Raw genomic sequence first — 11179 nt, forward strand, 5'->3', positions numbered from 1 at the left:
GTGGGCGCGAACCATTCGACTTGCCAGATCATGCCCCATGCGCCCGGCGGGACAAGAATCCGAATTCGGATGGTGCCCTAGGACGTCAAAAACGGCTTGGCAACCGTGTTTAGGGAATTGTTTTTGCTATCAGTTCGCAATAGCAATAATGCTTGGTTCAGCTCGCGCGGCGATGCGGGATTTCCCCTCCTGTTTCACCACGCTCTTCGGCTTCTTTCGCCAGCATCATCGCGGCTGTAAAATCTGGTACAGCGCGGCTGAAATAGTATCCTTGTCCCAAAGTGCATCCTGCCGAGTGCACTGCGTGGACCTGGTCGATCGTTTCCAGTCCTTCTGCAACAATCTCCATATCCAGAGTGTTCCCCATTTCGGCAACAGCGCGGATGATGGCATCGCTGCGGACGCCTGTATTCGCGCCCGAGACAAAGCTACGGTCGACCTTGATCGTGCGGAAGGGGTGGCGGTGGATGTAATGCAGCGAGGAGTATCCGGTGCCGAAGTCATCGAGCGCAAAACGCACGCCGTGTTCCGATAGCTGGTCGATAAAGGCGGAGGTATGCTCGTCGTCCTCCAGAAACAGGCTCTCGGTCACTTCCAGTTCCAGCCGAGCGGGGTCGAGGCGGGCATCGCGCAAGGCAGCGAGCACGCCTAGCGCAGCCCCCGGCGCCTTGATCTGCACCGGTGAAAGATTGACCGCGAGCGTTACATCATCGGGCCAGGTGCTTGCCGCGCGTGCTGCCTGCGCGGTGATCCAGTTGCCCAGCGTGATGATCAGCCCGGTGTCCTCGGCAACGGGAATGAACTCTTCAGGGTAGAGCTCTCCTTTGTCCGGATGAAACCAGCGCACCAGCGCTTCAAAACTGCGGATACGCCCGGTGCGCAGATCGATGATCGGCTGGAAGAAGATCGACAGTTCGTCGCGCTGGATCGCGGCGCGCAGTTCGGCTTCCACCTCTTTCTTGCGAGCCAGGGCACGGGTCATGGATTCGTGGAAGAAGCGCACTTCGTTCCCGCCCGCGATTTTGGCTTGGTAAAGTGCCATGTCCGCGCATTGCATCAGCGTATCCGTGGTGATCGCGTCATCCGGCATGTTGGCAATGCCGATCATGGCACCGCTATCGATGCGATGTCCTTTGACGCGATAGGGTCGCGCAAGCTCTTTGCCGATTTCCGCCGCCAATTGTTCGGTTCTTGTCGCATCCGGCAAGTAGGTTGCGATCAGGAAATCGTCTGATGCGAAACGGCTAATCGCGGCATGAGCAGGGGCGACGGCGACAATCCGGTCTGCTGCCTTGCGCAATACCGCATCGCCCACTTCGTAGCCCAGCGAATCGTTGACTTCCTGAAACCTGCGCAGATCGATCCACATCAGAACGAGCTTGGTGCCGAGAGGTAAGTCCTCTGCCATTGTTGCCAGATCCTGATCGAAGCCCATGCGATTGGTCAGCCCGGTGACCGGATCGGTGCGCGCAGTATCGCGCATGGTTTCGGCGTAAAGGCGGTTGGATCTGGCAACGGCCATGTGCTCTGCAATTTGGCGGTATGTCAGGCGTGCACAGGCCATGACGCCCGCCATCAGCAGGCCCATGCCGACAATCAGTGGCACGCTTGTCAGGCCGGAAACGAACAGGGCTGCTGTGAAGAGCGGGGACAGCACCACAAAGATCGGGGCGAGCAGGCGCGAATCCCATTGTTTCGCAAGCAGCCGCAGGCGCGCTTTCCAGCGTCGTAATCCGGAAGATGCCGAGAGCTTTTCCATCGCTCGTAACCTAGGGCGCGCACATCACCCAATGGTTAAGCACTGCCTTACGCTTTGCCTACCTAGGGTGCCGGAATGAAATAATAACCACGATGCAGTGTGGCCGACTAGCTGGCGTTCTTGGTCGCCCTATCCAGCTTGCGCGCCATCGGTCGATCGAGCGCGCGGCAGATTTCCAGCCACCACTCGAAGGTTCGCCTATCTCCGTTACGCGCTGCTGCAATCGCTTGTTCTCGCGCATGCTGTGCAGCGTTCAGGCCATACTTGGCAAAGTGGCGCAGAGCAGCATGCATATGCGTCTCGCCCACCAGGTCGCCATTGTCGTTATCATGTACTGGCCGGATCGCGCGAACCCTGTCCGCCGACATGCGCGGACGAAGCTTTGCACTGGGGGCGGCAAATTTGATCGACATCGAAGATTTGTGTCCTGTCAGCTCACAATGGTGTTGCAACGGGGAATGCCGCGTTACGACTGGTGACACTTGTAAAACGCACTGGCTAAACAAGCGTTGGACAGCATGGTTTCCGAAATCTTAGCTTTGTTTTCCGGTGGTTTGCGCAAGTCGCAGCTTATGGCCGTTCGATCCATCGACCGCTGTTTTCAAACTCGGGCCGAACGCTGCCGCTGCCGGGACGGATCGTGTCGGCCTCGCTCGGCTGCTGCGGTGGAGGTGTCAGCGGGTTTGCCACGGCGGCCGCGGCAGGACTTTCCGGGATATCGTAGCGCGACAGCGCATCGGGCGTCACTGGATCGGGAGCGGCCGGAGTTGCGGCGCGGGCACGGGTCGGCGCGGGTTCGCTTCCGCCATAGCCAGCGCTGAACGCGCTAGGTTGTCCGGCACTGCCGGGCCAGCGGTAGAAGATATGTGCGCCGATCACGCCGACGCTCTCCAGGCTGCTCGCCCAATAGGGGTTCACTGCCAGCGTGTGGTAATGTGTTGCCGTGCCGACGCGACCATAGACCACGCCTGCCAGCGCCTCGCGCGCGATACGGCTGGCGCGGTTCCATGCAGCTTGAGAGGGGCGCCGCGCGAGTGACCCGTCACAGGTGAAGCTGAACTGGCAACCCGTGCTGCGTTCGCTTCCCTGGAACACCACGCCGCACACGCTGCGCGGATAGGCCGGGTGCGACACGCGATTGAGCACCACTTGCGCGACCGCACGTTGGCCGGAATCGCTTTCACTTGCAGCTTCGTAATAGATCGCCTGCGTCATGCACTGCTGCGCGCGTACATGGTCGCGGTCGCTCCCGACAACGCGCAGTGATGGGGCTGCGAGCAGCGCGGTGCTTCCGTCATCGGTCTCGTAAAGCGCAGGCTGGCCAATCACCTCGACCGGATCGGCAGATCCGGCGTAGGCCATCAGTTCGGGCGATTGTTCGAGGTAATAGAAGGCGGACCCCGGAAAGCTGTAACCCGGGATCTCGAACGGCATCGGTTCGACCGCTTGGGGCTCAGGGTCTGCGCGAAATGCAGCGACACTGTCGGTTGACGCCAGTGTGGGAATCCCGATCGCCAGCGCGATCACGCCCAGCTTTAAACCCCACGATTTTGCACGCTCACGCAGCGGCACGCGCTGGGTGCGAAAATCGCGCCGCGGCTGGGCGGGGAAGGCGGGGGACATTTCCACATAGCTGCCATAGCCTGACAGGCGTTGCCAAACACTTGACGAATACCCTGCGTATCATGGCGGGACTATCCTTGCGAGAAGGAGTTAACGCCGGGCAAGACTTGCGCCGCATTTCAGGCGCGATTAAGGGCGGGTGTGACGTCACGGGTTGTCTGTGAAAGCAGGCCTAAGAGGGAAGGGGGTGCCAATCCTCCGCTGCCCCCGCAACTGTGACCGGGGAGCGATCCTGCTACATGCCACTGGTCCTTGGGCCGGGAAGGCGGCGGGAGAGCGACGATCCGGGAGCCAGGAGACCTGCCGGTGACGGTCGCTTGAGGCTTCGGGCGGGGTGTACCGATAGTCAGCGGGAGAGCGCCAATCCCGGCGTATCCTCCGTCAAGGCGGCAAGTTCGCATTTGATTGGAGGAATAATGTCTAAATATCTGTTTTTCGGTGTTTCACTTGCGGCTCTTTCGGTGCCTGTCGCTGCACAGGACAGGGAAGAGCCTATCACTCTTTCCAGCGAGGCGCAGGAGACGAGCGAGGAGACGATCACCGTCACCGCGACCGGTACACGCGGCAATGTCAGCGGCAGCGGTCAGGCGATTACAGTGCTGGGTCAGGCCGAGATTGCCAGCCTGCAGGGACCGGACCTTACTCGCGTGCTGGAGCGTGTACCGGGCCTCACATTCAGCCGCAACGGCGGGCTCGGTAGCTTTACCGGGGTGCGTGTTCGCGGGGCAGAGGCCGAGCAATTGCTGACCGTAATTGACGGTGTTCGTGTCGCCGATCCGGCTTCGCCCGGCGGTGGCTTCGATTTCGGTAATCTGCTTTCGGGTAATCTTGCCAAGGTAGAGGTGCTGCGTGGCTCCAATTCGACGATCTGGGGATCGGACGCGATTGGCGGCGTGCTCGTCGCCTCCAGCCGTGCAGATACCGGGCTTGATGGCATGATCGAGTACGGCGCGGATGACAGTTTCATCGCTGCTGCCTCGGGCGGCATTGCGGACGCGGAGACGGGTTTCCTTGGCGCTTCGGCCAGCTTTGCGCGCACGGACGGGTTTTCCGCTGCCGAAAGCGGTACCGAAGCAGACGGCTTCGAGCAGTGGTCGCTGGGAGGTTATGGCCGCTATTACCTTTCATGGGCGGTCGAGCTCTATGCCCGTGTGCGGCACACGGAGGGCGAGCTGGAGATCGACGGCTTCCCGGCCCCGACCTTTACGCTCGCAGATACGGACGATGTGCAAGACACCCGGCAGACATTCGGTTCGGCCGGCTTCGTGCTCGACAACGGGCCGCTCTACCTGCAGGCGAGCTACAGTTTCGCCGATACTGCGCGCGACAACTTTGATGAAAGCGGCGTGGCCACCTTCACCAGCGATGGGCGGTCAGATCGGGTCTCGTTGCGCGGTGAGTGGCGCCCGATCGGGCCGATCATCGTCAACTTTGGTGCCGAGAATGAGTGGACGAGTTACGAAACATTGTTCGATACGGGCAATAACACACGGATTTTCGGTGCATATACGCAGTTGGGAATCGAGTGGCGTGGCATTTCGGGTCATCTCGGCGCACGCGTGGATGATCACGCCGATTTCGGCAGCGAGGTCAGCTTTGGTGCCGATCTCAGCTATGAAATTGCACCCGATGTTCGCCTTCGTGGCAGCGCGGGTGAGGGCTTCAAGGCACCCTCGTTGTTCCAGCTCTATTCGGGCTTTGGCAATATTGCGCTGACGCCCGAGCAGTCGACCAATGCCGATCTTGGCATCGCCTATGGTGGCCGCGCGTTGGACGATACGAATGTCTATGCCGCAGTGACGCTGTTCCGCCGTGATACGCAGGACCAGATCGCCTTCGTCAGCTGCTTTGGTTCGACCGATCCGATCTGCGACAATCGCCCGTTCGGCACCTACGACAATGTCGCTCGCACCCGGGCTCAGGGTGTCGAGGCAGAATTGCGCACCCGCATTGGTGATACATTGGTGCTGGGCGCGGCCTATTCTCTGACCGATACCGAGAACCGTGACACGGGCAATGTACTTGCGCGCCGCCCCCGGCATGCGGCCACCTTCACCGGCGAGTGGCAACCACTTGCCGCGCTGTCGCTGGGAGCGGACTTGCGCATCGTCTCCTCCAGCTTCGATGACGCGGGCAACTTCACCCCGCTCAACCCGTATGAAGTGCTCACCCTGCGCGCAGCCTATGACGTGACCGATCAGGTCCAGCTCTACGGTCGCATCGAAAATGTGTGGGACGAGGACTACCAGACCGCAGCCGGCTATGCGACGCGCGGGCGCAGCGTATTTGTCGGAGCGAGGCTGGCGCTTTGAGGTTGATTGGCCTTTCGGTTTTCCTGCTGGCTGGGTGTAGCGGATACGCCCGGCCGGGGGAGGCTGAGGTGCCCACTATCGTCAGCCTCAACCCTTGCGCCGATGCCATCCTGCACGAGGTCGCAGCACCGGGACAATTGCTGGCCGTCTCGCATTACAGCCATGATCCCGGTGCTACGTCGATGCGGATTGGCGATGCCTTTGCCTATCCTCCAACCGGCGGCACAGTGGAGGAGATCCTGGCATTCGATCCCGACGTGGTCGTTGCCGATACCTTTCTCGCTCCCGCAACCCGCTCGGCGCTGCAGGCAGCTGGCGTCGAGATTGTAACAGTGGGCATGGTGACGTCGCTGGAAGACAGCCTTGCGCAGATCGAATTGCTCTCCAGCCTTTCGCAGGAGCCGGAACGCGGCGAGAGTCTTGCCCAAGACATTCAGGCGGCGTGGGTAACCCATACAAGCGAAGGGCCCGTTATCAGCACCCTGCTGTGGCAGGAAGGCGGGATCGTTGCGGGCGAAGGCTCGCTAGCTTTCGCGCTTCTGGAGCAAAGTGGTTTTGACAGCCATTCCGCCGCGCGAGGATTGGGCCAAGGGACCTATCTGCCGCTTGAGCAGGTGCTGGCCGACCCGCCCGAGCTGATCCTTGCCTCGGGAGACGAGCGCATGCTCTCGCATCCGGTCTTGGAGCAGTTGGATGGTGTGCGATACGACACATTCGACAGCGCGCTCCTATACTGCGGCGGCCCGACGATACCTCGCGCGCTGGAGCGGCTGGCGGAGATCCGGGAGGCGGCCCGGTGACCCGCGCAACGCTGATCTTCGCCATGCTGCTCGCTATCGCGATCCCGCTGTCGCTTTTGGCGGGGCGGGTCTGGATTGACCTCGAGACGACGCCCAACGCAGCGCTTATCCTGGCCGAATTGCGCTTGCCGCGCGCGGTGCTGGCCGTTGTGATCGGCGGAGGTCTGGGAGCAGCCGGTGCCGCTATGCAGGGCTACCTCCGCAATCCGCTCGCCGACCCGGGTCTGTTCGGCATTGCCCCCGGCGCGGCATTGGGAGCAGTGTTGGCCATCTATTTCGGCACGGCCTCAACCGTGCTTCTGACAGGTTCCGCCCTTGCGGGAGCATGTGGTGCGATGGCTCTGCTTGCATTGATTGCGGGGAGGACCGCCAATCCAGCACACGGCATCGCCCTGTTCACGCTTGCAGGCATGATGATCGCAAGCCTTGCAGGGGCGCTCACCAGCCTTGCTATCAGCCTGGCGCCCAATGCCTTCGCCATGAGCAGCATCGTCGTGTGGCTGATGGGCGCGCTGACCGATCGCAGCTGGGACGATGTGACGCTTGCTGCTCCGCTGACGCTGGCCGGGGTGCTCGTGCTGTGGCGGGCAGGCCGCGCGCTCGACGCACTCACTCTTGGGGAAGAGGCCGCGCGCTCGCTCGGCGTCAATCCGCGCGCTTTGATGGGCATGATGGTGCTGGGAACGGGACTGACCGTGGGCAGCGGCGTTGCGGTGGCAGGGATCATCGGCTTTGTCGGCCTTATTGTCCCGCATCTGGTGCGACCGCTCACAGACAAGAGGCCTTCCAGCCTGATCGTGCCGAGTGCGCTTGCCGGTGCGCTGCTGGTGCTGGTGGCGGACGTGCTCTGCCGCATTCTCCCGCTCGTCACCGAATTGCGGCTGGGCATTGCATTGAGCCTGATCGGCGCGCCATTCTTCCTCTGGCTGCTGCTGCGGATGCGGAGGGGCCTCACATGATGCTGTCGTGTGAAAGTGTGTCGGTCCAGCGCGAGAGCACGTTGGTGCTCGACCAGATCGAGTGCCAGCTGATGCCGGGCGATATCACCGCGATCTGCGGACCGAACGGTGCTGGCAAATCGACGCTGCTTTCCGCGCTGGCTAACCTTGTCACTCCGGCGGCAGGATCGGTGGTGCTGAGTGACCGTGACGTGGCGCAAATGCACCCTCTCACCCGCGCACGCAACATTGGCTATCTACCGCAATCGGCAGAAGTGGCGTGGGACGTTTCTGTGCGCAATCTGGTATCGCTCGGGCGCTTGCCACACCGCGACGCGGGAGAAGCGGAGATCCGGCAGGCGATCGGACTGTGCGACCTTGAGGCGCTGCAGGATCGCCCGGTATCCACGCTTTCGGGCGGCGAAAAGGCACGCGCGCTGTTAGCCCGCGTTCTTGCCGGACAGCCACAGTGGATCCTCGCCGACGAGCCGCTTGCCGCGCTTGATATCGCGCACCAGTTGGCGATGCTGAAAGTGCTGCGCGAAGAGGCGGATGCGGGCAGCGGTGTCGTGCTGGTGCTGCATGATCTCTCGCTGGCGATGAATTATGCAGACCGCGTACTGGTGCTGCGCGAAGGCAAGCTGGTCGCCGATGGCACGCCGGAGGCGGCTCTGTCGCCAGAGGTCATTGCCAATGGCTGGGGTGTCGAGGCCAAATGGATCGGCGAACCCGGCAGTCGCGCACTTATTTATTGAACCCAAAGCAAAGGGGCCGGTCTTTGCAGACCGGCCCCTTCGTTAAGCGTTGCGTTGAAGCTTAGCTGTCCAGCAAGCCGCGAGCGCGCAGCAGCGGCTCGACCTGCGGGTCACGGCCGGTGAAGTCGCGGAACATCTGTTCGTAGGTCTTCGAATGACCCTGACCGAGGAAGGTCGACACGATGCGGTCGCCCATTTCCCGGGTCATGCCGCCATTCGCCTCGACATAGCTGTAGGCGTCGTGGTGCAGCATTTCGGTCCAGGTGTAGGCGTAATAACCCGCATCATAGCCGTGCTCGAAGATGTGCCGGAAGTACGGCGTACGATAGCGCGGCGGAACCAGATCGCTGCGAAGGCCGATCCGCTCGAGCGCTTCGGCTTCAAATGCCATCACATCGTCCGGCGCGCCCTGGCTCGGGTCCATCGAGTGCCATTCCATATCGAGCAGCGAAGCAGCGATAATCTCACCGAAGCTGTGGCCCTGGTTAAAGCGGCTGGCACGGCCGATCGCCTCTACCAGTTCAGCCGGGATCACTTCGCCGGTTTCGTGGTGCTTGGCATAACGTTCCAGCACTTCGGGCAGGGCCGCAAAGTTTTCATGGAACTGGCTGGGGAACTCCACCCAGTCACGCGCGGTATTGGTGCCCGAGAGTGACGGATACTGCTGATCGGCGAAAATGCCGTGCAGCGCATGACCGAACTCATGGAACATCGTGTTCACGTCATCCCAGGTGGCCAGGCGTGGCTCGCCGGGCGCGGGCGGAGCGATGTTCTGCGTGTTGGTGACAACCGGACGCAGGCCGAGAAGATGGCTTTGCTCGACAAAGTTGCTCATCCACGCACCGCCGCGCTTGCTGTCACGCTGCATCGGGTCGAAGTAGAACAGAGCAATTTCTTCACCGTCATGGAACACGGTGTAGACCGACACATCGGGGTGATAGGTCGGGATATCGTCACGCTTTTCGAAGGTCAGGCCATACAGCTCACCGGCCATGTAGAAGACGCCGTCTTCAAGCACGCGGTCGACTTCGAAGTACTGTTTGATTTCCTCGTTATCGAGCGCGAACTGTTCCTGACGGACGAGCTCTGCGTAGTACGGCCAGTCCCAGGCGGCGAGTTCGAAATCGTGACCGTCCTGCTCGAGACGCGCCTGTAGCAAAGCGGCTTCACGTTCCTGCGTCGCGCGCAGGGCAGGGACCATATCGGTCATGAAGCCGATGGCCCGGGCGGGGTCGCTCACCATGCGGTCATACATCTGCCAATTGGCGTGGGTCGGTTCACCGAACAGCTCGGCACGGCGATTACGCAGCTCGATCGTTTCGCGGATCATCGGCAGAGTTGCGTTCTCGCCCGTCTGGTTGCGATCAACGCTGGCCCTGTGAAGACGCTCGCGCACTTCACGGTTGTGCAGCTGCGCTATGGCAGGGACGCCTGTCGTATTGCTGACCGTCAGCATGAACTTGCCGTCCTCGCCGCGTTCGGTCGCAAGTGTGGCTGCGGCGGTGATCTGGCCATCGGACAGACCGTCCAGCTCTTCACGCGTGTCGACGACAATCGCCGCTTCGTTCTGGCCTTCGGTAATCAGTCGCGAAATTTCGGATGAAAGCGAAGACAGGCGTTCGTTGATGCCGCGCAGCTCTTCCTGCTGCTCTACTTCCAGCAAAGCGCCACTGTGCACGAAGTTCTGGTAGTAGGTTTCCAGCAGCATGGCGTCTTCGCCTTCCATGCTCTCGTCGCGATTGTCATACAGCGTACGCACACGCTCGAACAGGTCGGCATTGAGGTAGATGCTGTCGGTCATGGCTGCGATTTGCGGCGCGAGAGCAGCGTCGGCATCGGCGATCGTATCGTTGATGTTCGCGCCAACGATCTGGCTGAACGCGGCATAGCTGCGGGCAAAAACCTGACCAGACTGTTCCATCGCGACGAGCGTGTTCTCGAAAGTCGGCTCTTCCGGATTGTTGGCGATCGCGTCGATTTCTTCCAGCTGCATTTCGATCGCGTTTTCGATGATGCCCTGCCACTCATCGTCTGCCACCTCGTCAAACTGCGGGGCGTGCATGTAGAGCGGTGAAGGTTCTGCGAAGACACTCACCCCAGTATCATCGCCGCCCATCGAGGTGGGCATGTCGCAGGCAGCGACCAGCGAAACGAGGAGGGTGGTAGCAAGGAGCTTTGACTTTAACATGTAAGGCATCTCTTCTCTGTGAATGTCATAATGCGGCAATCCGGTTTCACGTGTCACCAGTTGCCGTTCTGCGCACTTCTCTAGAGCGCCGCATCCGGACTGCCAAGCGGGCAGCGGGTAAAATCGACGAGCGTCGATCCCCGGCGGCACAAACTCACCGGAATTGCGCGATTTCCGAGTATATCGCGCCCTGCGGTGTCAGATCGCTTTCATAGAGCGAGAATCCGTCCGCTTCCCACGGTCCGGGCGCAAGATCGCCATGTTGGCTCAGCCAGTCTGCAATAGGCCCGCTGCCCGCATTGAGGCGCGCGAGTGTGATATGCGGGATGAACTTGCGTGTTTCGGCTGGCAAGCCAGCGCGGCGGCAGGCCATTTCCACCGAATGCTGCAATTCCCCGAGCGCATCGGACGGCTCCACCCGCGCCCAGATAGCCTTTGCCCGTCGCTTCCCCTCGAAATGCCCGACGTCGGCGACGCGGATGGGGAAGGGGCTGAACGGCACACCCTCGAGCGCGCTCAGAATGTCCGCATGTTGGTGGCGATCGACTTCTCCGATGAAGCGTAAGGTGATGTGGAGGTTCTCGGCATCCTGCCACCGTGCCCCCGGAATACCTTCCTGGATGTCGAGCAAGGCATCAGTGATGCGTGCGGGGATGGATAGGGCAACGAAAAGGCGGCGGATGCTCATGGCAGAGCGATAGCCGCCTTTACGCTAAACCGCGATCACAGAATAAAGTCGGCTTCTGCGAGGTTGATGGTTCCGTCGAGGCGGATGGCGTAGTCCTGGATGCCGTCGCCGTCGAC

The 11179-nt window shown here is 61.4% G+C and carries 9 protein-coding genes and 1 riboswitch; of the genes, 4 read left to right on the top strand and 5 right to left on the bottom strand.

Features of this window, described 5'->3' with window-relative positions:
• Positions 1 to 157: 157 nt before the first annotated feature.
• The 3 genes from OOZ52_RS09790 to OOZ52_RS09800 form a co-directional block, all read right to left on the bottom strand.
• The gene (locus tag OOZ52_RS09790) at positions 158 to 1759 is read right to left on the bottom strand and encodes a putative bifunctional diguanylate cyclase/phosphodiesterase (RefSeq protein ID WP_274698324.1); all 1602 of its coding nucleotides are present in this window, start codon (positions 1757 to 1759) and stop codon (positions 158 to 160) included.
• A 107-nt stretch (positions 1760 to 1866) separates the two neighbouring features.
• Positions 1867 to 2172, bottom strand: a complete 306-nt coding sequence (locus tag OOZ52_RS09795) for a hypothetical protein (protein WP_274698325.1) — start codon at positions 2170 to 2172, stop codon at positions 1867 to 1869.
• 157 nt (positions 2173 to 2329) lie between these two features.
• Entirely contained in the window at positions 2330 to 3382 is a 1053-nt protein-coding gene (locus OOZ52_RS09800) for a cell wall hydrolase (protein ID WP_274698347.1), read from the bottom strand.
• Positions 3383 to 3516: 134 nt separating this feature from the next.
• Positions 3517 to 3704, top strand: a riboswitch (cobalamin riboswitch).
• 94 nt (positions 3705 to 3798) lie between these two features.
• On the opposite strand from OOZ52_RS09800, the gene OOZ52_RS09805 reads away from it, so the two are divergent.
• The 4 genes from OOZ52_RS09805 to OOZ52_RS09820 all read left to right on the top strand — a co-directional run bounded on the left by OOZ52_RS09805 (position 3799) and on the right by OOZ52_RS09820 (position 8187).
• Positions 3799 to 5694 (top strand): TonB-dependent receptor plug domain-containing protein, encoded by a 1896-nt coding sequence (locus OOZ52_RS09805; RefSeq protein WP_274698326.1) that lies wholly within the window; start codon positions 3799 to 3801, stop codon positions 5692 to 5694.
• Between the two features lie 68 nt (positions 5695 to 5762).
• Complete coding sequence (locus OOZ52_RS09810) at positions 5763 to 6494, top strand: ABC transporter substrate-binding protein (RefSeq protein ID WP_274698327.1); 732 nt, start codon at positions 5763 to 5765, stop codon at positions 6492 to 6494.
• Positions 6491 to 7453, top strand: coding sequence for a FecCD family ABC transporter permease (locus OOZ52_RS09815; RefSeq protein WP_274698328.1), 963 nt, complete (start codon positions 6491 to 6493; stop codon positions 7451 to 7453). Before OOZ52_RS09810 ends, OOZ52_RS09815 begins: the two co-directional genes overlap by 4 nt.
• Entirely contained in the window at positions 7450 to 8187 is a 738-nt protein-coding gene (locus OOZ52_RS09820) for an ABC transporter ATP-binding protein (protein ID WP_274698329.1), read from the top strand. The genes OOZ52_RS09815 and OOZ52_RS09820 overlap by 4 nt, the downstream gene beginning before the upstream one ends.
• 61 nt (positions 8188 to 8248) lie before the next feature.
• On the opposite strand, the gene OOZ52_RS09825 is transcribed toward OOZ52_RS09820, so the two are convergent.
• Both OOZ52_RS09825 and thpR read right to left on the bottom strand, forming a co-directional pair.
• Positions 8249 to 10375: a M3 family metallopeptidase gene (locus OOZ52_RS09825; RefSeq protein ID WP_274698330.1), complete on the bottom strand. Its 2127-nt coding sequence runs from the start codon at positions 10373 to 10375 to the stop codon at positions 8249 to 8251.
• 154 nt (positions 10376 to 10529) lie between these two features.
• Positions 10530 to 11063 (bottom strand): RNA 2',3'-cyclic phosphodiesterase, encoded by a 534-nt coding sequence (gene thpR / locus OOZ52_RS09830; protein WP_274698331.1) that lies wholly within the window; start codon positions 11061 to 11063, stop codon positions 10530 to 10532.
• Positions 11064 to 11179 lie beyond the last annotated feature (116 nt).

Source organism: Aurantiacibacter sp. D1-12 (genome assembly GCF_028858515.1).
In the GTDB taxonomy this organism is placed as follows: domain Bacteria; phylum Pseudomonadota; class Alphaproteobacteria; order Sphingomonadales; family Sphingomonadaceae; genus Alteraurantiacibacter.

What these genes read in the sequence shown, in the direction of transcription:
- OOZ52_RS09795 (WP_274698325.1), bottom strand. Translation starts at nt 2,172, where the DNA reads ATGTCGATCAAATTTGCCGCCCCCAGTGCAAAGCTTCGTCCGCGCATG.
- OOZ52_RS09800 (WP_274698347.1), bottom strand. Translation starts at nt 3,382, where the DNA reads ATGTCCCCCGCCTTCCCCGCCCAGCCGCGGCGCGATTTTCGCACCCAG.
- OOZ52_RS09825 (WP_274698330.1), bottom strand. Translation starts at nt 10,375, where the DNA reads ATGTTAAAGTCAAAGCTCCTTGCTACCACCCTCCTCGTTTCGCTGGTC.
- thpR (WP_274698331.1), bottom strand. Translation starts at nt 11,063, where the DNA reads ATGAGCATCCGCCGCCTTTTCGTTGCCCTATCCATCCCCGCACGCATC.
- OOZ52_RS09805 (WP_274698326.1), top strand. Translation starts at nt 3,799, where the DNA reads ATGTCTAAATATCTGTTTTTCGGTGTTTCACTTGCGGCTCTTTCGGTG.
- OOZ52_RS09820 (WP_274698329.1), top strand. Translation starts at nt 7,450, where the DNA reads ATGATGCTGTCGTGTGAAAGTGTGTCGGTCCAGCGCGAGAGCACGTTG.
- OOZ52_RS09790 (WP_274698324.1), bottom strand. Translation starts at nt 1,759, where the DNA reads ATGGAAAAGCTCTCGGCATCTTCCGGATTACGACGCTGGAAAGCGCGC.